The organism is Pseudomonas frederiksbergensis (assembly GCF_003732275.1).
GTDB lineage: Bacteria > Pseudomonadota > Gammaproteobacteria > Pseudomonadales > Pseudomonadaceae > Aquipseudomonas > Aquipseudomonas frederiksbergensis_H.
Genome location: NZ_MOBM01000004.1, coordinates 37,286 through 59,835, shown reverse-complemented (window position 1 = coordinate 59,835; position 22,550 = coordinate 37,286). Strand labels below are relative to the sequence as shown.

General features: G+C 58.4%; 23 protein-coding genes and 4 tRNA genes. 5 read left to right on the top strand and 22 right to left on the bottom strand.

Annotation, left to right across the window (positions count from 1 at the left end; all coding sequences use genetic code 11):
* Position 1: 1 nt before the first annotated feature.
* The 8 genes from BK662_RS02205 to BK662_RS02170 form a co-directional block, all read right to left on the bottom strand.
* A complete protein-coding gene (locus BK662_RS02205; RefSeq protein ID WP_123356341.1) occupies positions 2–1,030 on the bottom strand; it encodes a nucleoside hydrolase in 1,029 nt (342 codons plus the stop codon).
* 33 nt (positions 1,031–1,063) lie between these two features.
* Positions 1,064–1,468 (bottom strand): D-ribose pyranase, encoded by a 405-nt coding sequence (gene rbsD, locus BK662_RS02200; protein WP_030132353.1) that lies wholly within the window; start codon positions 1,466–1,468, stop codon positions 1,064–1,066.
* Positions 1,465–2,382: a ribokinase gene (rbsK, locus tag BK662_RS02195; protein WP_123356340.1), complete on the bottom strand. Its 918-nt coding sequence runs from the start codon at positions 2,380–2,382 to the stop codon at positions 1,465–1,467. The genes rbsD and rbsK overlap by 4 nt, the downstream gene beginning before the upstream one ends.
* A gap of 41 nt (positions 2,383–2,423) precedes the next feature.
* Positions 2,424–3,443: a LacI family DNA-binding transcriptional regulator gene (locus BK662_RS02190; protein ID WP_123356338.1), complete on the bottom strand. Its 1,020-nt coding sequence runs from the start codon at positions 3,441–3,443 to the stop codon at positions 2,424–2,426.
* A gap of 3 nt (positions 3,444–3,446) precedes the next feature.
* The gene (locus BK662_RS02185; RefSeq protein ID WP_095052164.1) at positions 3,447–4,424 is read right to left on the bottom strand and encodes an ABC transporter permease; all 978 of its coding nucleotides are present in this window, start codon (positions 4,422–4,424) and stop codon (positions 3,447–3,449) included.
* Entirely contained in the window at positions 4,421–5,974 is a 1,554-nt protein-coding gene (locus tag BK662_RS02180; RefSeq protein WP_123356336.1) for a sugar ABC transporter ATP-binding protein, read from the bottom strand. Before BK662_RS02180 ends, BK662_RS02185 begins: the two co-directional genes overlap by 4 nt.
* Positions 5,975–6,030: 56 nt before the next feature.
* Entirely contained in the window at positions 6,031–6,987 is a 957-nt protein-coding gene (locus BK662_RS02175; RefSeq protein ID WP_123356334.1) for a sugar ABC transporter substrate-binding protein, read from the bottom strand.
* A 180-nt stretch (positions 6,988–7,167) separates the two neighbouring features.
* Positions 7,168–7,617, bottom strand: coding sequence for a hypothetical protein (locus tag BK662_RS02170; protein WP_123356332.1), 450 nt, complete (start codon positions 7,615–7,617; stop codon positions 7,168–7,170).
* Between the two features lie 335 nt (positions 7,618–7,952).
* Between BK662_RS02170 and BK662_RS02165 the strand changes: the two genes are divergently transcribed.
* The 3 genes from BK662_RS02165 (at position 7,953) to BK662_RS02155 (ending at position 10,191) form a co-directional block, all read left to right on the top strand.
* Positions 7,953–9,041 (top strand): asparaginase, encoded by a 1,089-nt coding sequence (locus tag BK662_RS02165; protein WP_123356330.1) that lies wholly within the window; start codon positions 7,953–7,955, stop codon positions 9,039–9,041.
* A gap of 165 nt (positions 9,042–9,206) precedes the next feature.
* Positions 9,207–9,497: a DUF1654 domain-containing protein gene (locus tag BK662_RS02160; protein ID WP_375538981.1), complete on the top strand. Its 291-nt coding sequence runs from the start codon at positions 9,207–9,209 to the stop codon at positions 9,495–9,497.
* Between the two features lie 4 nt (positions 9,498–9,501).
* Entirely contained in the window at positions 9,502–10,191 is a 690-nt protein-coding gene (locus BK662_RS02155) for an endonuclease (protein WP_123356326.1), read from the top strand.
* 73 nt (positions 10,192–10,264) lie between these two features.
* Here BK662_RS02155 and BK662_RS02150 read toward each other — a convergent pair whose 3' ends face one another.
* Positions 10,265–10,630, bottom strand: a complete 366-nt coding sequence (locus BK662_RS02150; RefSeq protein WP_123356324.1) for an SPOR domain-containing protein — start codon at positions 10,628–10,630, stop codon at positions 10,265–10,267.
* Between the two features lie 249 nt (positions 10,631–10,879).
* Here BK662_RS02150 and csrA point away from each other — a divergent pair, with 249 nt between their 5' ends.
* A complete protein-coding gene (gene csrA / locus BK662_RS02145; RefSeq protein ID WP_007905913.1) occupies positions 10,880–11,074 on the top strand; it encodes a carbon storage regulator CsrA in 195 nt (64 codons plus the stop codon).
* A gap of 191 nt (positions 11,075–11,265) precedes the next feature.
* Here the strand turns inward: csrA and BK662_RS02140 are convergent, their stop codons facing one another.
* The 5 genes from BK662_RS02140 to BK662_RS02115 form a co-directional block, all read right to left on the bottom strand.
* Positions 11,266–11,721 (bottom strand): DUF2214 family protein, encoded by a 456-nt coding sequence (locus tag BK662_RS02140; protein WP_123356322.1) that lies wholly within the window; start codon positions 11,719–11,721, stop codon positions 11,266–11,268.
* Between the two features lie 150 nt (positions 11,722–11,871).
* Complete coding sequence (locus BK662_RS35090) at positions 11,872–12,363, bottom strand: hypothetical protein (protein ID WP_259695864.1); 492 nt, start codon at positions 12,361–12,363, stop codon at positions 11,872–11,874.
* Between the two features lie 174 nt (positions 12,364–12,537).
* Positions 12,538–13,005 (bottom strand): anti-virulence regulator CigR family protein, encoded by a 468-nt coding sequence (locus BK662_RS02130; RefSeq protein WP_123356320.1) that lies wholly within the window; start codon positions 13,003–13,005, stop codon positions 12,538–12,540.
* A 165-nt stretch (positions 13,006–13,170) separates the two neighbouring features.
* The gene (locus BK662_RS02125) at positions 13,171–13,527 is read right to left on the bottom strand and encodes a hypothetical protein (RefSeq protein WP_123356318.1); all 357 of its coding nucleotides are present in this window, start codon (positions 13,525–13,527) and stop codon (positions 13,171–13,173) included.
* Positions 13,528–14,013: 486 nt separating this feature from the next.
* Positions 14,014–14,090, bottom strand: a tRNA-Val gene (locus BK662_RS02115).
* Positions 14,091–14,273: 183 nt separating this feature from the next.
* On the opposite strand from BK662_RS02115, the gene BK662_RS02110 reads away from it, so the two are divergent.
* Complete coding sequence (locus BK662_RS02110; protein ID WP_123356316.1) at positions 14,274–15,557, top strand: NAD(P)/FAD-dependent oxidoreductase; 1,284 nt, start codon at positions 14,274–14,276, stop codon at positions 15,555–15,557.
* Positions 15,558–15,654: 97 nt separating this feature from the next.
* Here the strand turns inward: BK662_RS02110 and BK662_RS02105 are convergent, their stop codons facing one another.
* From BK662_RS02105 to BK662_RS02070, 8 genes are all read right to left on the bottom strand, one after another.
* Positions 15,655–18,078 (bottom strand): TonB-dependent receptor, encoded by a 2,424-nt coding sequence (locus BK662_RS02105; RefSeq protein ID WP_123356314.1) that lies wholly within the window; start codon positions 18,076–18,078, stop codon positions 15,655–15,657.
* 67 nt (positions 18,079–18,145) lie between these two features.
* Positions 18,146–19,090: a FecR domain-containing protein gene (locus BK662_RS02100; RefSeq protein ID WP_123356312.1), complete on the bottom strand. Its 945-nt coding sequence runs from the start codon at positions 19,088–19,090 to the stop codon at positions 18,146–18,148.
* Positions 19,087–19,596 (bottom strand): sigma-70 family RNA polymerase sigma factor, encoded by a 510-nt coding sequence (locus BK662_RS02095; RefSeq protein WP_123356311.1) that lies wholly within the window; start codon positions 19,594–19,596, stop codon positions 19,087–19,089. The genes BK662_RS02100 and BK662_RS02095 overlap by 4 nt, the downstream gene beginning before the upstream one ends.
* Positions 19,597–19,855: 259 nt before the next feature.
* A tRNA-Asp gene (locus BK662_RS02090) sits at positions 19,856–19,932 on the bottom strand.
* A 93-nt stretch (positions 19,933–20,025) separates the two neighbouring features.
* Positions 20,026–20,102: transfer RNA gene (locus BK662_RS02085), tRNA-Asp, on the bottom strand.
* Between the two features lie 55 nt (positions 20,103–20,157).
* Positions 20,158–20,233 (bottom strand) — tRNA-Val (locus tag BK662_RS02080).
* 258 nt (positions 20,234–20,491) lie between these two features.
* Positions 20,492–21,268: an SDR family oxidoreductase gene (locus tag BK662_RS02075; protein ID WP_008007225.1), complete on the bottom strand. Its 777-nt coding sequence runs from the start codon at positions 21,266–21,268 to the stop codon at positions 20,492–20,494.
* On the bottom strand, positions 21,265–22,476 hold the full coding sequence (locus tag BK662_RS02070; protein ID WP_048395135.1) for an O-succinylhomoserine sulfhydrylase: 1,212 nt from the start codon (positions 22,474–22,476) through the stop codon (positions 21,265–21,267). The genes BK662_RS02075 and BK662_RS02070 overlap by 4 nt, the downstream gene beginning before the upstream one ends.
* Positions 22,477–22,550: the final 74 nt, after the last annotated feature.

Below are 22,550 nucleotides of genomic sequence, written 5' to 3'. Positions count from 1 at the left end.
CTTACTTCAAACGAGCCAGACGCTGGGTCAGCAGGTCGAAGAAGCCCTGAGCGTCGCCATTTTCAACCCAGAAGGCATTTTTCGGTGCTTTCAGGCCGTCATACCAGTCGACAATGGTCTGGCCGAAGGTCGGCCCTTCGCGGCTATCAACCACTACGTTGACCGAACGCCCCGTGAACAGCTCTGGCTTGAGCAGGTAAGCGATGACTGTGGCGTCATGCACCGGGCCACCTGGAATGCCGTAGTGCTCCATGTCGCCCTTGACGTACTCGTTGAGAATATCGCCCACCAGCTTGCTGGCATTGTTGTTCAGGGCGGCGATCTGCTTCAGGCGCGCGTCACTGGTAAGAATTTTGTGAGTCACATCCAGCGGCAGGTAGGTCAGCTTGACGCCACTTTTCAGCACTACTTCCGCAGCTTGAGGGTCGGCGAACAGGTTGAATTCGGCCACCGGGGTGATGTTGCCGCCGTTGAAGTGCGCGCCCCCCATGATCACCACTTCCTTGATGCCCTGAACGATTTCAGGTTCCTGGATCAGCGCCAGGGCCAGGTTGGTCTGTGGACCGAGCATGGCGATGGTGATGCTATGGGGTTTGGCAGCCTTCAAGGTATCGATCAGATAGTTGACCGCATTGCCTTCGGCCAAGCCTTTCTTCGGCTCATGCACCGTGACACCCGACAAGCCTTCCTTGCCGTGAATGTTCTCGGCATAGATCGGCGTGCGCATCATTGGTTTCGGTGCGCCCGCGTAAACAGGTACCTCCTCGCGTCCTGCCCACTCGCGGGCCAGACGCGCATTACGCGAGGTCTTGTCCAGACGCACGTTGCCGGCAACGGTGGTCAGCGCACGAATATTCAGCTCTTGCGGCGATGCCAGGGCAAACAGCAAGGCGACCACGTCATCGGCACCCGGATCGGTGTCGATGATCAAGTCGATCTTTTCCGCCGCTTGGGCGCTTGTTGCGGTAATCAGGGACAAAAGCAGCAGACTCCGGAGCAGGTGGTGCAGTTTCTGAGCATAGCGGTGCATAGCGCACTCCTTGTGCGTGGGAAGAACGGAAAGTTAAAACGTTACTCCAGCCACCAGCACGATGTTGCAGTACGGCTGACATTCGCCTGTACGAATAATCGCCCGTGCTTGTCGGCTGAGTACTTTGAATTGGTCATGACTGAGCAGTTCACGCCGGCCCAGCGCACCTTCGGCATTCAGTTCATCCAGCGTGCTCAAGGCCGACGGTTTCTTGTCCAGAATCTCATGGGCCAGTACATGGCTTTCGACCTGCATTTCGCTGAGTACGACCTTTAAGGTACTGACGAAATCCGGTATCCCGTGGGTCAAGGCCAGGTCGATCAATTCAACGCCGGGTGGAACCGGCAGGCCGGCGTCGCCGATCACGACCGTGTCGCCATGGCCCAGGGAGGCGATCAGCCGCGACAGCGCGACGTTGAGCAAAGGAGTCTTTTTCATGGTGCTTTAAACGCCTGTACGTCGGACAAAGTGGGAATCGAAGGTTGTGCGCCGGCCCGGGTGACCGACAGCGCTGCGGCAACCTGGCCGAAACGGATCGCCTCGACCTCGCTTTTGCCGGCTGCCAAGGCCGCTGCGAAACCACCAACGAACGTGTCGCCGGCCGCGGTGGTATCGACCGCCTTCACTTTCGGCGCAGGGAAATGCTCGAAGCGTTTGCCATCGGCGAACAGTGATCCTTGAGCACCCAGGGTGATGATCACTTTGCCGGCGCCCATGACGATCAAGCGGGCCGCGGCGGTTTCGGCGGTGCTCAGGGAGTCCACCGGCAAACCGCTCAGGGCCGAGGCTTCGCTTTCGTTGGGGATCAGATAATCGATGGCCGCATACCAATCCGCCGGCAGCGGGCGGCTGGCCGGCGCCGGATTGAGAATCACGGTTTTACCCAGCTCACGACCGCGCTTCAGCGCATGGCCGACCGTGGCATCCGGCACTTCCAGCTGACAGATAATGACATCTGCCGCTTGCAACACCGCATCGAAACGGTCGATCACTCCGGGCGTCAGCGCACCGTTGGCACCGGCAACAATCACGATGGCGTTCTGACTGTTGTCATCGACCACGATCAACGCCACGCCACTGGAATCTTCGACCGTGCTGACCGCCTGGCAATCGATCTGCTCGGCCAACAACGCCCCGCGCAGCGCTTCGCCATAGGCGTCACTGCCGACACAACCGACCATCGACACCTGCGCCCCCAGCCGCGCCCCAGCCACGGCCTGGTTCGCGCCCTTGCCGCCGGAAACCGTGGCAAACGATTGGCCGATCAGCGTTTCACCCCCACGGGGCAGCCGTGGCGCCCGGGTTACCAGGTCCATGTTCAGGCTGCCTATTACCACTACTTTTGCTGGCATACATCACTACTCGTCAATTCGGTTTCAGCGGTGCTTTTTGTTTAGCGGTATTGGGCAAACACACCGGCCAGTGGCGCAGTCGATTCGCGCAGGACAATACTGGGTGTCACGATGCGCTGATCGGTCGTCAGATCGGGCGTGGCAATCCTGCGCAGCAGCACTTCGGCCGCCATCTCGCCAAGCTGCAGGATCGACTGGCCCACGGTGGTCAGCGCCGGGTAGACGTAACGGCTCATCTGGATATCGTCGAAGCCGATCACCGACAACTCGGTGGGCACACGAATATTGCGCTCGGCTGCGGCGCGCAACACACCGATGCCAATCATGTCGTTACCGGCGAAGATCGCGCTGGGTGGGTTCTTTTCCAACAGGATCGCGGCGGCGTTGTAACCGCCAGTGCTGGTGAAGTCGCTTTCCAGCATGCGCTCGCGCGGCACTTCGACACCCGCCTCTTTCAAGGCGCGGCAATAACCAGCCAGACGCATCTGCGCCACGCTGGTACTCGCCGGCCCACCAATCGTGGCGATGTCCCGATGCCCCAGATCCAGCAAGTGCCGGGTCGCCAGATAGGCACCGTATTCGTGATCGATGCGCACCAGATCGGCATCGAGACCTTCGAGCCCACGGTCGACGATCACCATTGGCGTACGCACACCCGTCAGACCTTCAGCCAGGCCGCTATCACCACCGGCCGAGGCAACGATCAAGCCGTCAATGCGTTTTTCCAGCAACACGCGAAGGTAGCTGCGTTGCTTGTCCGGGTTGTCGTCAGAGTTGCAAAGGATGACGCAATAGCCGTTGCGCTCGCAGTAATCCTCGATGCCACGGGCCAACTCGGCGAAGTATGGGTTGAGGCTGTTGGGCACCAGCAGGCCGATGGTCGCGGTGGTTTTCGCTTTCAACGACCGGGCCACGGCGCTGGGCACGTAGTCGAGACTCTTGATCGCTGCCTCAACCTTGATCCGTACTTCCTCACTGACCGGCCGTGTCTTGTTCACCACATGGGAAACCGTGGTGTAGGAAATGCCCGCGAGTGCCGCTACATCCTTGATTGTTGCCATGACTCAGGTCCGCCGGCTTGCGCGCTGACTGCGATAAGTATCAAGCACCACCGCCACCACGATCACCGCACCGGTGATGATGCGTTTGGTTGGTTCGGTCGCGCCGATCTGCGCCAGACCGGCCGCCAGTACCGAGATGATCAGGACGCCGAAGAACGTACTGATGACCGAACCGCGCCCGCCCATCAAGCTGGTGCCGCCGATCACGACCGCAGCGATCACTTGCAACTCCAGACCGGAGCCGGCGTTCGGGTCCGCCGCTTCCAGGCGAGAAATTTGAAACAACGCAGCGATACCGGCCAACAACCCCATCAGACTGAACACCAGAATCTTGTAGGGTTTTGGATTGATCCCCGCCAGACGCACCGCCTCTTCGTTGGTGCCGATGCCGATCAGATAACGACCGAACACCGTACGCGTCAGCACGGCCTGGGCGATGAAGATAATCAGCAAGGCAATGATAAATGACGGCGAGATGCCGAACGCGATCGGGTTGGACAGCCAGGCGAAGGCATCACCAATGTAGGCAGTGCGCGAACCGGTCATCTGATACGCCAGGCCTCGCGCCATTTCCAGCACGCCGAGTGACACGATGAACGACGGAATCCGCCACGCCACGGTGATCGAGCCGGTAATTGTCCCGGCCAATGCCGCTACCGCCATGCCGAGCAAGGCCGCAGGCAAGACGCTCCAGCCCCAACCTAGAATCGCCACGCTGACCGCCGAGGCCGCGAGCGCCAGCACCGACCCCACCGACAAATCGATACCGCCGATGATCAATACGAAGGTCATGCCAACCGCCAGCACCATCAAATCGGGAATCTGGTTGGCCAGGGTGCTGAAGGTGTCATAAGACAGGAAATGGCTGCTCAGGATCGAAAACAGCGCGACCATCGCCAGCAAGGCACCGGCCAGGCCCAGATAAGTGCCGAGGCCGTAAAAGTTGCCACTACGTTTGCCGGCCAAAGATGCAGTATTCATGGAAGATCCCTAGGCGCTGCTTCATTGAGCAACGCATCACGTTTTTGGTAGCCGGCGAAAGCGGCGGCAAGCAAATCATCCTGGGTCCAGCTGTCACGCTCGAAGGTGTCGATCAGACGCCCTGCCGACAGCACACCGATGCGATCGCAGATCAGCATCAGTTCGCGCAGGTCGCTGGACACCACTACCAGCGCTTTGCCCTGACGGGTCAACTCACCGAGTAATGCGTAGATATCGAACTTGGCGCCGACGTCGATGCCACGGGTCGGCTCGTCGAACAGCATCACCGTGCAGTCGCGCTCGAGCCAGCGGCCGATCACGACTTTCTGCTGATTGCCGCCGGACAGTTCCGAGACCAATTGCGTCGGGCTGGAACTGCGAATGCGCATGGCGTTGATCTGACGCTGGGCCAGAGACATCTCGTCACCGTTATTGACGAAGCCACCGCTGGAAATCACTGGCATATTGCCCAAGGCAATGTTGGCGCTGATCGATTGCGTCAGTAGCAGGCCTTCACCCTTGCGATCTTCGGTGATCAGGGCGATGCCGTGACCGACCGCGTCGGCCGGCGAACGAATGCTCACCACCTGAGCCGCCGCCCCCAGCGCGACGGTGCCGCTGTCGGCGGTATCGGCGCCGAAGATCAGGCGCAGTAACTCGGTGCGCCCTGCCCCGATCAAACCGGAAATTCCAAAAATTTCACCGGCGCGCACCTGGAAGGACACGTCACGAACCTTATCGGAACGAGTCAGTCCTTTGACCGTCAAGGCCGGCGCACCGATCTTGCGCGACCCCATGTCGATGTGCTCGCCCAATTCACGGCCGACCATCAGGGTGACCAGTTGCTCGCTGTTGTAATTGGCCATCGGCTCGATACAGACCAGGTTGCCATCGCGCAATACCGCAATGCGCTGGGCCACCCTTGCGAGCTCTTCGAGGCGGTGGGAAATGTAGATGATCGACACGCCACGAGCCTGCAGGCGAGTGATCTGCTCGAACAGCATTTCGACCTCACGGGCCGTCAGCATGGCTGTCGGCTCGTCGAGAATCAGCACGTGGCAATCGCCGATCAGGTTGCGAGCGATCTCGACCATTTGCTGATGGCCGATACCCAGTTCACCGACGAGGGTATCTGGATCGATGGCGTCCAATCCGACTTGGGCCATGGCCTCGATCGCCGCCTTGCGCAACTGCTTGCGGCTGATCCAGCCACCGTGGCTGGGCAGGTTGTCGAGAAACAGGTTTTCCGCCACCGACAACGTCGGCAACAGATTGAGTTCTTGCATGACCATGCGGATGCCCAGCTCTTCGGCCTGGCTCCGGCTGCCGGGACGGTAATCCCGCCCCTGGAATTGCATCTGGCCGGTGGTCGGCGTGACCAGTCCGCCAATGATTTTCGACAGCGTGCTTTTGCCAGCGCCATTCTCGCCGGTCAGCGCCAGCACTTCGCCGCGCATCAGCGTCAGATCGATGCCGGTGAGGACGGGTTGGGCGTAGGTCTTACCGATACCGCTGACCGAGAGGACAGCGTTCGGGGCGGAAACTGACATAAAAACTCTCCATGTGCTCGCCCCAAGAGGCGAGCACCGTTGTGTCGCCAGAAGGACTACTTGGTAACCAGCTCTACCGGAGTTTCGATGACGCCATTGACGCCGCTATCGACTGTCTCGCCTTTGATGATTTTCAGCGCCGTCTCGATGCCGAACACCGCTTGCCGGGCAGCAAACTGGTCGGCGGTGGCCAGGACGCGGCCATCCTTGAGCATTGGCTTGATGGCGTTGATGTTGTCGTAACCGACCACTTGCACCTTGCCGGCCTTGCCCGCCGCGCGCACGGCAGATACTGCGCCGACGGCCATGCTGTCGTTGCCGGCCAACAGGGCCTTGATGTTCGGGTATTCGCTAAGCATCGACGAGGCAACCTTGCCGCCCTTGTCGATTTCCCAATCGCCGGACTGCAGGGACACGACTTTGATCTGCGCCGCTTCCATCGCATCCTTGAAGCCCGCAGTGCGCTGCTGGGCGTTGGTGGTGGTGGAAACGCCTTCGATGATGCCGACTTCGTCACCAGCCTTCAGCTGTTTGGCCAGGTACTCACCCACCAGACGCGCGCCTTTGCGGTTGTCCGGGCCTACGAATGGAACGGTGATGTTTTTGCTTTTGACCACGGCCGGGTCCAGCTGGTTATCGATGTTGATCACGGTGATGCCGGCATCGACCGCTTTCTTGATGACCGGAACCATGGCCTTGGAATCTGCCGGGGCGATGACCAATGCGTTGACCTTGGACAAAATCATTTGCTCGACGATGCGCGTCTGGCCGGCCGTATCCGTTTCGTCCTTGATGCCGTTGGAGATCAGCTCGAAGTCGCCGGAGTGGTCTTTCTGGTAAGCCTTGGCGCCGTCTTCCATGGTCAGGAAGAATTCGTTGGCCAGGGATTTCATGACCAGCGCGACTTTAGGTTTTTCAGGGGTTTCGGCGAAAGCCGAAGAGACGGGCAAAGCGGCGGATGCCGCAGCCAGCATTGCGACAGCGAGAAGACGTCCAGCGAATGGCAGCTTCATGGGTTCACTCCGATCTTATGATTATTCTGAGCAACGCTTGCGCTAGACCCTGCCCTTACGGGATCAAGCCATCAAGGGCGACCGCGCAAACGTTTGCGTAGACCGAACTATGCGAACCCTGTCGAAATTTGTCAACGACCTGTTTTGTGTCTCGATTGGCAAAAGCCAACCCTTTTTACATCACGCCGTGGTGCTGACGAGACTGCCACTGCTGGAACCCTTGGCCAGTTCTTTCACAAGATTGCCTGTCACTTGCGCGAGCGCACCGCTGGTATCGGCGATTTGCCCCTGAATCGACATGACAGCGGTGGCTTTGGCTTCAGGAGTCGGATAATTCGCTGCCTGAGCGGCCGCCAGTTGTTGCTGCTGTTCGCGCAATTGCTGCTGCAGTTCCTGCATGCGCTTGAGCAGGACCTGCACCGCAATACTTTGATTGCTGCTTTTTTCGGATTTGGTTTCGCCCTGAGTCTGCGTAGCGCCACCCGTTCTGACCTGGTTGTCGCTGCTCTCTTCACCCAACACTTGGGCAGAGGCGTCGGAGGTCGCTTCACTCAAGGCATTGATGGTTGCCGGGAACTTACCCGCGATGGTGATTGCGCCTGCATTTGGAAAACCGACAGTAAACGACATTTGAACTCCTGGAAAAGATCCCTTTAAAGGAGCATCGACCTGTGCGGAGGTTTCTTTAGCACTGATTTCCGGTTTTGCAAGGCGACTTTCTCAATGGAGGTCGGAGAGCCGAACAAAAAAGCTCAACATGTTCGGAAACCCGGACGAACGAGCGCGAAGTATTCGCCGCCATTAGCGATAATAATGATAAAAATCATTATGTTAAAAGATCATCTTCTCCAACGTCTGGCTGGTACAGATCCTGCTCTTCTTCTACACCCCCGGCATTCAGATCTGCCTGGGGCGCTTCTAGATGACCTGCATTCCGCACCGTCTCACTACTAGAGAAAACAATAATGAAATCTGCCTTCAACACTTTTATTCCGGGCGCTTTGGCCCTCCTGCTACTCCTTCCGACCGCCCTTCAGGCAAAAGAAGTCGAAACCCAACAGAAACTGGCGAATGTGGTGATCCTGGCCACCGGCGGCACCATTGCTGGCGCGGGAGCCAGCGCTGCGAATAGCGCCACCTATCAAGCGGCGAAAGTCGGTATCGAACAGTTGATCGCAGGGGTTCCGGAACTGAGCCAAGTGGCCAACGTTCGCGGCGAACAGGTCATGCAGATCGCGTCCGAAAGCATCACCAATGACAACCTGCTGCAATTAGGTCGTCGGGTGGCTGAGCTGGCCGACAGCAATGATGTCGATGGCATTGTTATCACCCACGGTACCGACACACTGGAAGAAACCGCTTACTTCCTCAACCTGGTGGAAAAAACCGACAAGCCGATCATCGTCGTAGGCTCCATGCGCCCAGGCACCGCCATGTCGGCCGACGGCATGCTGAACCTGTACAACGCCGTCGCCGTGGCCAGCAGCAAAGACGCGCGCGGCAAAGGCGTACTGGTGACCATGAACGATGAAATTCAGTCGGGTCGCGACGTCAGCAAAATGATCAACATCAAGACCGAGGCGTTCAAAAGTGCCTGGGGCCCACTGGGCATGGTGGTCGAAGGCAAATCCTACTGGTTCCGTTTGCCAGCCAAGCGCCACACCATGGATTCGGAATTCGATATCAAAACCATCAAGAGCCTGCCTGACGTCGAAATCGCCTACTCCTACGGCAACGTCAGCGACACCGCCTACAAAGCCCTGGCTCAATCGGGCGCCAAAGCCATCATCCACGCCGGCACCGGCAATGGCTCGGTCTCGTCCCGCGTAGTTCCCGCCCTGCAAGCCCTGCGCAAGGACGGCGTACAAATCATTCGTTCTTCCCACGTCAACGCCGGTGGTTTCGTACTGCGTAACGCCGAACAGCCTGACGACAAGTACGACTGGGTTGTGGCTCACGACCTGAACCCGCAAAAAGCCCGCATCCTGGCCATGGTCGCGTTGACCAAGACCAACGACAGCAAAGAGCTGCAACGGATGTTCTGGGAATACTGATCCACCCTCGCCCGACCTGTTCCGGGTCGGGCACCGCTGTTACCACTCGCCAGCCTTGGTGAGTGGTTCACGACCTTTTCCGATAAAAAAAAACCCCCATCGTCCTACACCAAACGGAAAAAACTACTGTCAGAGGATTTTCTTGAATTTTAAGCAGTTGCGAAAATGCCTACAGTTAAATACTGTATGCACGTACAGCTTAATAAGGATAATTCCGTGGCCACTCCCTCTGTCCCTCCTGACGCCTATGAACGCCTGGGTATGCGCGTTCAGAAAATCATCAATTCCCCCACCGCCCAAAAAGCCAAAGCTGCGCTGATCTTCCGTCTTCCGGACGAACCCGTGGATGAGTGGGAACGCTTGCTCGAAGAAATCGACGAGAACGACAACGTCACCCTCGCCCATCGCGACGATGGCGGTGTGCAGATTTTCTGGGTTGTGCCGAAGGAAGATTGACTCAATGAGTGTCCGCTGGTTTGCTTTACTGCTTCTGTGCATAACCTTCGGCGCCCAGGCTGGCGCCCCACGCACCTTCAACGAAGCCAAGAAAGTCGCGTGGAAGTTGTACGCTCCGCAATCCACCGAGTTTTATTGCGGCTGCAAATACACCGGCAACCGTGTAAACCTCGCCGCTTGCGGTTATGTGCCGCGTAAAAATGCCAAACGCGCCTCGCGCATCGAGTGGGAGCACATCGTCCCGGCCTGGCAGATCGGCCATCAGCGCGAATGCTGGCAACAAGGCGGTCGCAAGAATTGCACGCGGTACGACCCGACCTATCAGAAAGCCGAGGCGGATCTGCACAATCTGGTGCCAAGCATCGGCGAGGTGAATGGCGATCGCAGCAACTTCAGCTTCGGCTGGTTGCCGGTGCAAACCGGTCAATATGGCTCGTGCCTGACTCAGGTCGACTTCAAGGCGAAGAAGGTCATGCCCCGCCCTTCCATTCGCGGCATGATCGCCCGGACTTACTTCTACATGAGCAAGCAGTACGGCTTGCGCTTGTCAAAACAGGATCGGCAACTGTATGACGCCTGGAACAAGACCTATCCAGTACAGGCCTGGGAACGTCAGCGTAACCAGAGCGTGGCGTGCGTAATGGGGCGCGGCAACGAGTTTGTCGGCCCGGTAGACATGAAAACCTGCGGCTGACCGACCACTGAAAACACAAAGGCCCGGGGCATTACACCCCAGGCCTTTGTTCGTTTCTAACCGCTGTTTTTGTCTATTGAGCCGTCGGATGTTCGACCACCAGCGACTCGATATTCCTTTTCTTTGCCCGGGTGAGCGCTGCCGTCAATTCAACTTGCTTGGCTTCTGCCTCGGTTTTCGAATTGAACGGCCCGACCAGAATACGAACCTTTCCATTCTCCCTGATGACGTTGGAAACGAAGCTATGCTCGATCAACCAGCCGCTCAGGTCGCTGACCGCCTGGGGCGTTTCGCCGCGCACCTCGACGTCCCATTGCGGACCGGTTGTCGCCACGGGTGCGGAAGCGACTGCCGGTTGCGGCTTTTGCGTGTCGCCCCCCTTACCCTCATCGCACCCGGCCAACGTCAATACTGCGATTACCAAGGCCATTTTGCGCACAACGCTTCCCTCTGAATGCTGAAAGCGGCGATTTTAACACTCATGGATCCTGTTCGAGCGCCGCAAAATGGGCGTAAAACAACGAGAATGATGGTTGCGGCCTCTGTATAGTTACGCCTTGGGAATTAATGCAGCATCTGCGCGTCAGAAAGAGGCACCCAAACTACGAGACTTCGCACTAATCTATACCTATACCGACCTCTGCACTGTCCGAATCAGGTGCCCTACAAAGCAATCAAGGAGAAAACCATGCTGATACTCACCCGCAAAGTCGGTGAAAGCATAAACATCGGTGACAATATTACGATCACCATTCTGGGCGTTAGCGGCCAGCAAGTCAGGATTGGCATCAACGCCCCGAAAGACGTTGCGGTGCATCGCGAAGAAATCTATCAACGCATTCAGGCTGGCCTGACCGCGCCAGACAAGCCGCAAACACCCTGAATCCTGCGGTAGTCAGTAGCCAGCCCATTCAGCCTCGAATAACGGCTGGCTAAAGATTCAAGCAGCACATCGCTCTGCGCCCAGTCTTTTAGCGATACAGTCGCAACGTGGAACCGATACTACCGCCCCGTCTCATACCTGACTGTCAGACGTTACGGATTTGCTGCGAGAAAGGCTCTCCTCCTTCCGGGCTAACCAAACGTAACCCCACGCGCCATGCCCGCGGCAGCCACGACCATCAACACCAGCAGCAGCGCTTCGATATGACTGATACGGGCAAACAGCGTTGCGCGCCCGGTATCGACAGCCGCCCCACGCCCTTGCGCAATCCGCCATTTGATCAGCGCCACCATCGGCGCAATTTCAAGCAACAGGATAAGAACGAAGAGTGTCATTTTGAGGTGAAACAGCGGTTGGTGAAGATAGTAATCAGTGCCTTTTTCATACCCGCCAAAGGCTCGCATCCCACCCGTGACCAAGAGAGTGACTGCAGAGATCCCCCACAGATTATCCGCAACCAAAACGCTGCGCGCCTCCCCCACCCCGGCAATCAGACGACCTAAAGCCGTACCGCGGGTCAGTACCGCCCAGAAGCCCAGCGCAAAGGCCAAGAGGTGAATCGCCGCCAGAAACCAGTGAGCCAGCATCGACATACTCCTTACAGACGAAGTTGAAACAGCCCTACAGTAGTAGTCCATCGAGGGAGATTTGCCACGCGCGCAGCTCCGCTGGTTACGCAAATAGCGGGCACAAAAAAGCCGGGCTCCTGATGGATACCCGGCTTGAGAGTCTTTGACTTAATGCGTTCTTTTTGAAATCGAAGTACGAGCGCTACTCAACCCTTTCGTGTTGTGATCGCCAGGCGTAGTGGCCGAAATAGCAGAGGCCTTCGCCACCCCTCGCGTATCCCTGGAATGGGCAATGCCCGAAGTCACTGAACCATGGCCGCGGTCACTATTACGCTCGCTACCGTAGTGGTTGCCACTGACGCCATGATCCCGGACGGCTCTGCCTGCGTGATCGCTGCTCAAGCCATCGCCGCGGCCATTGCTGACACCGCCGGAATGACCGGAACCACCCTGGCCGCCACTACCACCATGGCCACCGCCGTTACCGCCGCCATTGCCACCACCGTTACCACCGCCACCGCCACCGCCGTTACCACCACCACCGCCATCCTTCGCGTAAGCGGAACTCATGATGGACAGATCAGCGGGCAATAATGGGGCGGCTGCAAGCATCAGCACGCATGACATGACAGCTGCAAAACTCTTGTTTTTTAATAACATGGTGGGGTTCCGTGAGATTGATATTGCACGGAGTAATTGACCAGTTCGGCCCCATACAGTTCAAAGGTCGACGACCAGCGGGCAAGCAATGTGCAATTATCGAACAATGCACATTGCTTCCCGTGATTTTACTAGTCGTTATGCAGCGAGGGAGCGATTGGAGTCGCTTTCATATCAATCGAATGCGCCATTGAGAACCTCGTAGATGATCCCGGTAGCGATCGCTACCAATATCAAGTCGGTGCCAGCCTGTCGCCACTCGTAGCCATCGTAATGCGGAAGTCTGCCGAGCAATCGGCCATCGAGTTTTTTGGCGATCCCCGGCGGTAGCGGTTTTCCGCGGGCGAGATTTTTTTGAATGCCGGGTGGCAAGGCGGGCCCGGGACTCCAGTAGTCGCGATAACCACCCACGACTCCAAGAACACTTCCGTGGTTGATGCTCGGGCCATGACTCCAATCGTCACCCCCTGAACCTTTGCCTTTGTTTCCGTGGCTGGCGTTGCCATGGTCCTGGATGTTTTGTGGATTTCCCTTGCCGCTTCCCTGGCCTTTCCCGTTTCCCGGGTCGGCCAATGCAGTCATTGAACCGGACGCCAAGGCAAGACACGTCATAGCGGCAATCAACGAGCGAGATCTAAACATATCCGTTCTCTCAGAAAGGGGATGCCCCCTGCAATGTAGACGGTTATAGCTGTGTTAGTTCAGAAACTGTGTTCACTGGAGGTGACGACAGGGCCAGACGGGAAAATCGAACGAAAGGAGAGCAGAGCTGGCCCAGTCAGTTGATAGCCGGGCCAGATAAAACAACTACAGCACTACGGTTGAGAGCATGCCTAAAGCCCCCAGGCAAAACCCGATGAGTGCGCCACGTCCCGGCGCCTCATGAAACAAATACCAAACCACTATCGGCTCAAGGAGCAATAGCGACGTGACTGAAATCACCGTAACAATCCAGATATCACCCACAACAACATAGCCCAGCCAATAAGCACCTAGCAGGCAAAAACCTGCAAAGGTCATCAGCACGACGGGAAGCATGAATGCCTCCCATGAACCACTACCTGTTTGGGCAAGCCTGGCAGTTACCACCTCACTGTAGATCGCGAAAAACTCACCCAACACCATCAATCCTAGAGCAGAAACTCCGAGTAGTTCTTTGGACATATCAAAAGTTCCTTCGTATTCAGAGCAAGATTTTTCAGCTCCCAGCCAGCAATGTCGCTGGCTGGCGATCCGTTGCGGTGATACGAAGCAGACTTGAATAGCCCTGAATTACCGAAGTGCTTTTCCATGCTCATTCTCGGGGTGTGATTCCAGGCACCAGAATAGTGAGTGCCTGCACCGATCATACGTTTCGTTAACTGCTGCTAACAACCAGCGTCACTTCAGCCTGGCGATAACGGCCCGATCATCTCTGAAAGGGCGAGATCCACGCATTGGGGGAATGGCTGTATGAACTGCTGGGTTTCGAGCAGGAATACATTCAGGCATTGATAGGGCACGACGAAAAGAAGATCGAGTACCTGGAGGTAGGCGCCGAGCTGGCGTTTTGAGTGGGGGTTTTGCAAAAGTTTTGCAAATCACAGACAACAAAAAAGGGCCCACCTTTCGGTGAGCCCTTCTAGACCGCCCAGCAGAGCGGATTTTGTTTGGTAGGCGCGATTGGACTCGAACCAACGACCCCCACCATGTCAAGGTGGTGCTCTAACCAACTGAGCTACGTGCCTGCTGTGAGGCGGCATTCTACGGAATTCCGGAGGGGTGTCAACACCTTTTTTTCACCTAACCCTATGAATATGCAAAATATTTAATTTTGCTGTGGCAAAGAAGATTTTCCGCTGGCTGGCGGTCGTTTTTTAACTCGGGTAGGATCGATACACTCGTAAAATATATTAAACAGAGGCTGCAGGATGGCGAACACTCCCTACCCAGAGTCCTATTACGCCGCATCGGCTAATGCAGCGCCGCCGCGCCCGGCCTTGCAGGATGATGTAGAGACTGATGTCTGTGTCATCGGCGCCGGTTATACCGGCCTGTCCTCTGCCCTGTTCCTGCTGGAGAACGGTTTTCGGGTAACGGTCCTGGAAGCGGCCAAAGTGGGTTTTGGCGCATCGGGGCGCAACGGTGGCCAGATCGTTAACAGCTACAGCCGTGATATCGATGTGATCGAGCGCAGTGTCGGCCCCAAGCAAGCTCAGCTATTGGGGCAAATGGCGTTCGAAGGTGGACGGATCATTCGTGAGCGAGTGGCCAAATACAACATCCAGTGCGACTTGAAGGACGGCGGTGTGTTCGCCGCCATTACCGCCAGGCAGATGGACCATCTGGAATCCCAGAAGCGCCTGTGGGAGCGCTTCGGTCACACGCAACTTGAGCTATTGGATCAGCGACACATCCGTGAAGTGGTGGCTTGCGATCAATACGTCGGCGGCATGCTCGACATGAGCGGCGGGCATATTCATCCGCTCAATCTTGTCTTGGGCGAGGCAGCCGCCGTGGAGTCGCTGGGCGGCACCATTTACGAGCAGTCGCCAGCGGTGCGCATCGAGCGCGGCACCAATCCGGTGGTGCATACGCCTCAGGGCAAGGTCAGGGCCAAATTCATCATCGTCGCCGGCAACGCTTACATCGGCAAGCTGGTGCCGGAGCTGGCGGCCAAGTCGATGCCCTGCGGGACTCAAGTGATCGCCACCGAACCCTTGGGCGATGAATTGGCCAAACGCCTGTTGCCTCAGGACTACTGCGTCGAAGACTGTAACTACCTGCTCGACTACTACCGCCTGAGCGCTGACAAACGCCTGATTTTCGGCGGCGGCGTGGTCTATGGCGCGCGCGATCCAGCGAACATAGAGGCGATCATTCGACCGAAGATGCTCAAGGCCTTCCCGCAGCTCAAGGACGTGAAAATCGATTACGCCTGGACCGGCAATTTCCTGCTGACGCTATCGCGCCTTCCCCAGGTCGGACGGCTGGGCGACAACATCTACTATTCCCAGGGCTGCAGCGGCCATGGCGTGACATATACGCACCTGGCGGGCAAAGTGCTGGCCGAAGCATTGCGTGGCCAGGCGGAGCGCTTCGATGCCTTTGCCGACCTGCCACACTACCCGTTCCCCGGCGGACAATTGCTGCGTACACCATTCGCTGCATTGGGCGCCTGGTATTACGGATTGCGGGACAAACTGGGTTTTTGACGGGACACACAGACGAAAAAAGGGGCAACTGAAAAGTTGCCCCTTTTTACATCAGCATGCCCCATCCTGAATAAGGTTTACACCTTCTGATCTATTTTCAGAAGTCGACCGTCGCCGAAAGGAGGTAGGTTCGTGGGGTCGAGAGCGTCAAGCCAGGCTCGCTGTCATCCGAGGCCCCGGCCGAACTCCAGTAGCGTTTGTCCGCCACGTTTTCGACATTGGCACGCAGGGTGATGTTCTTTTCGTCGACCTTGAACGCGTAGCGCGCCCCCACGTCGAAACGCTCCCAGGAGTCGATTTCCTTGTTGTTGGACTGGTCCAGATACTGCGAGCTGGAATAGAGGCCGCGACTGGTCAGGGTCAGGCCCTGTACGGTCGGTACATCCCACTCGGCACCCAGGTTGACGTTGTATTTCGGCGTGGCAGGCGCCCGGTTGCCGTCGAAGGTGCCATTGGTGGTGTTGCTCAACTCGCTGTCGATGTACATGACACCACCGAGCAGGCGAAAACCCTTGAGCGGCTCACCGAACACACTTAGCTCCACGCCCGTATTCTCGCGCTTGCCGTTCGGGCCGAAAACCCGGGTCGTGGCGTTGGTTTCATAGGCCGGCTGCTTGATCCGGAACACCGCGGCAGTCACGGCGAAGGCACCCGCGTCATACTTGGCGCCGACCTCGACCTGCCGGCTGATGAACGGCGGGAATATCTCGTCCTCGTTCACTGAGGTCGACGGCGCGATCTTGCCCTGGCTCAGGCCTTCCATGTAATTGGCATAAAGCGACAGCCTATCGGTTGCCTTAAACAGGATGCCGCCCGACGGCGAAACCTTTTCCTCATCGTAGGCCGTGGCGCCTTTGACATTATCCGTCCAGTCGTCAACCTTCACGCGCTGCCAGCGGGCGCCAAGGGTCAGCAGCAGCCGGTCATCGAAGAACCCCAGAGTGTCGGACAACGCCACGCCGCTAAAGCGGTTCTCGGTGTAGACCTTCGAATCGAGTCGAGTCGGTCTGCCAGGTGTTGGTGTTTCCACCGGGTCATAGAGGTTGCTGCGGGCCGCTGCATAACGGGCGCCGCCATTTTCGAAGTCCATGTAGAAATAGCTGGCGGCCAGATTGACTTCATGGCTCACCGGGCCGGTATGAAACCAGTTGCGCACCCCTGCCGTGGCCGTCCGGACATTTTCGTCACGGGTGAAGTCACGCGGCTGAACGCTGAAATCGCCGGCATCATTGGTGACCGAAACGGCATGACGGAGGAAGTCATGATTGCTTTTACGCGCGCCCACACCGCCGTACAGCATGACCGAATCGCTGACATCGAATTCGCCGTTCACCGCCCCGAACGTGTCGTTGGTACTCGCCTTGCTCCAGGGCTGCGCGTAGTTGTCGCGCACATCGTTCGCATTCGGCACCTTGGCATTGGCGCCGACCTGCACGCGCTCCTGCGGGGCGTCGGTATCACGCTCGGTGCGCCCGATGTCCGTCGAGAGTCGCAGACGTTCACCGCGAAAATCCAGGCCCAGCACGGCCATCTCGCGGTCGACACTCTGGTGATCCCATTCTGTGTCGCCGGACTGCTTCACGCCGTTGAAACGAATACCGAACTTGTTGTCTTCACCAAAGCGCCGACCGACATCCACCGCACCGCCGACCTGGTTGTCGGAAGCATAGCTACCGGTAAACGAAGTGATGGGCTTGTCGGTCGCGCGCTTGGGCACCACGTTGATCCCGCCACCCACACTGCCCCGCGGCGAGATGCCGTTGATGAGCTGGCTCGGGCCTTTGATGATGTCGACGCGGTCGGCCATCTCCATATCGATCGTATAGGTCGGCAGGACACCGTAGAGACCGTTGTAGGCGACATCACTGTTGAACAGGCTGAGCCCGCGAATGGTGAACTGCTCATAACGCCCACCCGCCGGGTTGGTAGCGCGAACCGAGGGATCACTGGCGATCAGGTCGCCCAAGGTACGAGCCTGCAGATTTTTGACCGCCTCACCGGTGTAGGTGGTCATGCTGAACGGCGTTTCCATGAAGTCTTTCGAGCCTAGCAAGCCTTGCGAACCGCGGCGCGCGACCTGGCCGCCGGCATACACCTCGCCGTCCGCCCCACCCGTGGCACCGAGAATCGAGGTGGGAGCCAGCTGCAGGCTGCTGCCTTCTGGCGCCGGGGTCAGGATGTAGGCCTGTTCGCCCACCGGCTGCAGTTGCAAACCGGAACCCTGCAACAACCGGGCAAAGCCCTCCTCGACCGCGTATTCACCGGAAAGACCAGGACTGGTGCGACTGCCCACCAGCGCCGGGTCGACCGAGAGATTGACGCCAGACAGACCGGCAAACCGGGTCAGCGCATCGCTCAGGCTGCCGGCAGGCACCTGATAATTGCGCCGGGCACTGTCATCAGCCCAACTGGCAGTGATGAACAACGGACTGGCACTCAGGCCCAACAACAGGCTCAAGTGCAACAACGGACGCAGGCGGGAAGAAGCCGGACGCGGACAGCAAGGTATTACTGCGGGCATTGATAGAGTTCTCTTGATTCGTTCACATGCCTTGAATGACAAGCGAGTCGAAAAAAGGGGACAGGCTTCACACACTATTTTTGCGCGGCAGCAACGTCACCCAATAACGGGAACGCGAACGCACCTCCAACGGCAGACTGGCCGCGAGCAACGCGAGGACGCGATCGGTGTCGTCCAAACGGAAACTGCCAGTGACACGCAACGCTTCAAGCTCCGGCTCCCAACGCAGCACACCGGGTCGATAAGTGCCGAGTTCACGCAGGAAATCTCCCAGCAGCTGGTTTTTCGCCATCAGCACACCTTCTCGCCAACCTGGCGCAAGCACATCAAATGGGCTGATCGGCCCGACACCGGTTGCTTGAAGGCTGACTTGTTGACCCCTGCGCAAAGCCAACGCCGGCCCCTGCAAGGGCTGCAATTGCGCGGCGCCGTTGTACACCGACACGCGACAACCGCGCGCCTCCTGACGAACACAGATTTCGCTTTGGCTGACGATGATCTGTCCAAACTTCGTTTGGATTGTCAGCGGCGACGCGCTCGGCACCTTCAGCGACAGTTCGCCCTCAATCAGCTTCAAGCGCCGGCTCTGCAAATCCACATCGACGGCACTGGCCGTATTGAGCTGCAAAGAACTGCCATCAGCGAGCTGCACCTGTTTGCGCTCCCCGGTGGCCGTATGCAGATCGGCTCGCCAGACATCCAGGGGCAATTGTCGGCTGATCAGCCATGCCGCCGGCATCAACGCCACCGCACCCAATGCACGCTTGAGCACCGCACGCCGACCCGGCTCGGGGCGATCCAGACTCTTGAGCGCCAACGCTGAAGGCAGACTGGCAAACCGCTGACGCAAGGCTTGAGCCTTCTGCCAGGCCTGCTCGTGACTGACGCAACTGTCGCGCCAACGCTGCAGATTCGCATGATCCTGCTCACTGGCACTTCCAGATTCCAACAAGGCGAGCCACTGCGCGGCAGCTCGCACTGCCTGACGGGCATCGAGCACTGGACTGTTCACAGTTCCACCAACAGGCAATGCTCATAGGCCTGCGCCATGTAGCGTTTGATCGTGCGCTCGGATACCCGCAGGCGTTCGGCGATTTGCTGATAGTTCAAGCCTTCCAGCTGACTCCAGAGAAACGCCTTACGCACTGCCGCTGGCAATCCATCGAGCAGTTCATCCAGGGCTTGCAGGGTTTCGAGTAACAACCAGCGCTGCTCGGGCGACGGCACACAGTCTTCCGGCAACGCCGCCAGTGCCATCAGATAAGCTTGCTCGAGACTTCGACGCTTATAGAAATTACTCAGCAGGCGCTTGCCCACGGTCAGCAGATAGGCACGGGGCTCTTGCAGATCGGCAATTCGTTGAGAGCTGGCGAGCAAGCGCAGGAACGTATCCTGACTGAGGTCCGCCGCATCACAGCCATTGCCCATGCGTCTTCTCAACCAGCCTTCCAGCCAGCCACGATGATCGCGGTACAGGTCGTGGAAGGTTTGCTCCTTCGGCATCGCTGCATCACTCATCTCAAGAAGCCCTGTGCCAAGGAGTTATCGTAAATGAGAGTGATTCTAATTAATGTCGGAGCTGTGAACCAAGTCCTTTATGCAATTGGGGCGCAGAAAGGTTGGGCGGGAAGGACATGAGGGAGGGAAAGCCAAATCGCAGACACAAAAAACCCCGGTCTTTCGACCAGGGTCTTTGCTATCGACTCGAAACAGACACTGGCTTTACCAGCGGCTTGCTTCGTAGCTTCAAGGCGTTCAGTGGGCCTTGAGGCAGATATGGCGCAGCGGACGGGACTCGAACCCGCGACCCCCGGCGTGACAGGCCGGTATTCTAACCGACTGAACTACCGCTGCGTATCGCTTTGGACTTTCGCCCAAGTAACTCGTCTGACTGGAAAGCTTCGAGGCTTTTCAATCTCGAGACAGGCAAACCTGACTCGGAAAATATGGCGCAGCGGACGGGACTCGAACCCGCGACCCCCGGCGTGACAGGCCGGTATTCTAACCGACTGAACTACCGCTGCGCGTCGGTGGAGGCTTTTAAAAGCTTCCATCTTGCTTTCGCAAGACTCTCGGAAGTGGTGGGTGATGACGGGATCGAACCGCCGACATTCTGCTTGTAAGGCAGACGCTCTCCCAGCTGAGCTAATCACCCGTTTGCATCTCCGAGGCCGCGAAATTTACGCAGGTACCGAAGCTAAGTCAATACCCCGCTTGAAGTTTTTCTGAAAAAGACAAAATTGTGTCTTACACAGTCAGACCGCTTTCGCGAGCAAGCCCGCTCCCACACTGGATCTGCGACAGACCGCTGGTTTGTGATCGACATAAATTCAGTGTGGGAGCGGGCTTGCTCGCGAAGACGGCGGCACATTCACATCAATGCTGGCTACATCCATCGCAGCCACGCTTGGATTTACTCGCTGTAAATCATCTTCTTGGTCATGCCACCATCGACCACGAACTCCTGGCCCGTGACGAACCCGGCGTTCTTCGACAGCAACCACGCAACCATCGCCGCCACGTCCTCCACCGTCCCTACCCTGCCCGCCGGATGCTGCGCATGATCGGCGTCAGTCAACGGCTCGGCACGCCGTGCCGCGGGGTCTCGCGCGTCGATCCAGCCTGGGCTGACCGCGTTGACGCGAATTTCCGGCCCCAAACTGATGGCCAAGGCGTGAGTCAGGGCCAACAAACCGCCCTTGCTCGCCGCATAAGCCTCTGTGTCGGGTTCTGACTGCGCGGCACGGGTCGAGGCCAGATTGACAATGGCGCCGCTGTGAGCGCGCAGGTACGGCGCACAGTGCTTGGCCAACAGCATCGGCCCGCTGAGATTCACCGCCAGCACCCGGTTCCAGTAGGCCAGATCGAGGCTTTCCAGGGTGATGTTGTGCGGGTCGGCCACCGCTGCATTGCACACCAGCGCATCCAGACGCCCGAACTGCCCAAGCACCTCGGCCACGCCCAGTGCCACCTGCGCTTCATTCGCGACGTCCATGGCGATGAACCAGGCGTTTTCACCCAGCACCTTCGCCACTTTCGAACCGCGCTCCCGATCCAGATCAGTCAGCACCACCTGCCAGCCTTCGCTGATCAGCCAGGCCGCAATCCCCAGACCGATGCCGCGCGCAGCACCGGTGACCAGCGCGACGCGGCCATGGGTGCCCGTGGTTGGCGTCGACAACTCGATCACAAGGCAGCCAACCCGCGCGCCAGATCGGCCTGCAGGTCTGCCACGTCTTCCAGGCCAACCGCAACGCGGATCAGGCTGTCACGGATCCCTGCCGCTTCACGCTCTTGCGGCGCGAGACGGCCATGAGAGGTGGTGCTCGGGTGCGTGATGGTGGTTTTGCTGTCGCCCAGGTTGGCGGTAATGGAGATCAGGCGAGTCGCATCGATAAAGCGCCAGGCGCCCTCTTTGCCGCCCTTGACCTCGAAACTCACGACCGCACCGAAACCCTTCTGCTGACGCTGGGCCAGTTCGTGCTGCGGATGGCTCTTGAGACCGGCGTAATGGACTTTCTCGATACCGTCCTGCTGCTCCAGCCATTCGGCCAGTTGCTGGGCATTGGCGCAGTGCGCCTTCATGCGCAGGCTCAGCGTTTCCAGCCCTTTGAGGAAGATCCAGGCGTTGAACGGGCTCAGGGTCGGCCCGGCAGTACGCAGGAAACCGACGACTTCTTTCATCTGCTCGCTACGACCGGCCACAACGCCGCCCATGCAGCGGCCTTGGCCGTCGATGAACTTGGTCGCCGAATGCACAACGATGTCCGCGCCCAGCTTCAACGGCTGCTGCAACGCAGGCGTGCAGAAGCAGTTGTCGACCACCAGCATCGTGCCCTTGGCGTGAGCAATTTCCGACAGCGCCTTGATGTCTACCAGCTCGGCGAGCGGGTTGGACGGCGACTCGACGAACAGCAATTTGGTATTGGCCTTGATCGCCGCATCCCAGCCGGACAAGTCCGCCAGGGGCACGTAGTCGACTTCGATGCCGAAGCGCTTGAAGTACTTCTCGAACAGGCTGATGGTCGAGCCGAACACGCTGCGCGAGACCAGAACGTGGTCGCCGGCGCTGCACAGGCTCATTACCACCGCCATGATCGCAGCCATGCCAGTGGCAGTAGCCACGGCTTGCTCCGCGCTTTCCAGCGCGGCAATACGCTCTTCGAACGCGCGCACGGTCGGGTTGGTATAGCGCGAGTAAACGTTGCCCGGCACTTCGCCGGCAAAGCGTGCGGCCGCGTCGGCGGCGGTTCGGAATACGTAGCTGGAAGTGAAGAACATCGGATCACCGTGTTCGCCTTCCGGCGTGCGGTGCTGACCGGCGCGTACGGCCAGGGTATCGAACGCTACGCCTTCGAGGTCGCTGTCCAGCCGACCGGCATCCCAATCCTGACTCATGCTGTCACTCCTTGCACCGTTTCTTATAAATAAGAATTCTTTTGGTAGATACAAAACCGGCCCCAAGGGGCCGG

Excerpts from the sequence above, each read along its gene's own strand:
- BK662_RS02205 (WP_123356341.1), bottom strand. The coding sequence starts at position 1,030 with ATGCACCGCTATGCTCAGAAACTGCACCACCTGCTCCGGAGTCTGCTG.
- rbsD (WP_030132353.1), bottom strand. The coding sequence starts at position 1,468 with ATGAAAAAGACTCCTTTGCTCAACGTCGCGCTGTCGCGGCTGATCGCC.
- rbsK (WP_123356340.1), bottom strand. The coding sequence starts at position 2,382 with ATGCCAGCAAAAGTAGTGGTAATAGGCAGCCTGAACATGGACCTGGTA.
- BK662_RS02190 (WP_123356338.1), bottom strand. The coding sequence starts at position 3,443 with ATGGCAACAATCAAGGATGTAGCGGCACTCGCGGGCATTTCCTACACC.
- BK662_RS02185 (WP_095052164.1), bottom strand. The coding sequence starts at position 4,424 with ATGAATACTGCATCTTTGGCCGGCAAACGTAGTGGCAACTTTTACGGC.
- BK662_RS02180 (WP_123356336.1), bottom strand. The coding sequence starts at position 5,974 with ATGTCAGTTTCCGCCCCGAACGCTGTCCTCTCGGTCAGCGGTATCGGT.
- BK662_RS02175 (WP_123356334.1), bottom strand. The coding sequence starts at position 6,987 with ATGAAGCTGCCATTCGCTGGACGTCTTCTCGCTGTCGCAATGCTGGCT.
- BK662_RS02170 (WP_123356332.1), bottom strand. The coding sequence starts at position 7,617 with ATGTCGTTTACTGTCGGTTTTCCAAATGCAGGCGCAATCACCATCGCG.
- BK662_RS02165 (WP_123356330.1), top strand. The coding sequence starts at position 7,953 with ATGAAATCTGCCTTCAACACTTTTATTCCGGGCGCTTTGGCCCTCCTG.
- BK662_RS02160 (WP_375538981.1), top strand. The coding sequence starts at position 9,207 with ATGCCTACAGTTAAATACTGTATGCACGTACAGCTTAATAAGGATAAT.
- BK662_RS02155 (WP_123356326.1), top strand. The coding sequence starts at position 9,502 with ATGAGTGTCCGCTGGTTTGCTTTACTGCTTCTGTGCATAACCTTCGGC.
- csrA (WP_007905913.1), top strand. The coding sequence starts at position 10,880 with ATGCTGATACTCACCCGCAAAGTCGGTGAAAGCATAAACATCGGTGAC.
- BK662_RS02140 (WP_123356322.1), bottom strand. The coding sequence starts at position 11,721 with ATGCTGGCTCACTGGTTTCTGGCGGCGATTCACCTCTTGGCCTTTGCG.
- BK662_RS35090 (WP_259695864.1), bottom strand. The coding sequence starts at position 12,363 with ATGTTATTAAAAAACAAGAGTTTTGCAGCTGTCATGTCATGCGTGCTG.
- BK662_RS02130 (WP_123356320.1), bottom strand. The coding sequence starts at position 13,005 with ATGTTTAGATCTCGCTCGTTGATTGCCGCTATGACGTGTCTTGCCTTG.
- BK662_RS02125 (WP_123356318.1), bottom strand. The coding sequence starts at position 13,527 with ATGTCCAAAGAACTACTCGGAGTTTCTGCTCTAGGATTGATGGTGTTG.
- BK662_RS02110 (WP_123356316.1), top strand. The coding sequence starts at position 14,274 with ATGGCGAACACTCCCTACCCAGAGTCCTATTACGCCGCATCGGCTAAT.
- BK662_RS02105 (WP_123356314.1), bottom strand. The coding sequence starts at position 18,078 with ATGCCCGCAGTAATACCTTGCTGTCCGCGTCCGGCTTCTTCCCGCCTG.
- BK662_RS02095 (WP_123356311.1), bottom strand. The coding sequence starts at position 19,596 with ATGAGTGATGCAGCGATGCCGAAGGAGCAAACCTTCCACGACCTGTAC.
- BK662_RS02070 (WP_048395135.1), bottom strand. The coding sequence starts at position 22,476 with ATGAGTCAGGATTGGGATGCCGGTCGGCTGGACAGCGACCTCGAAGGC.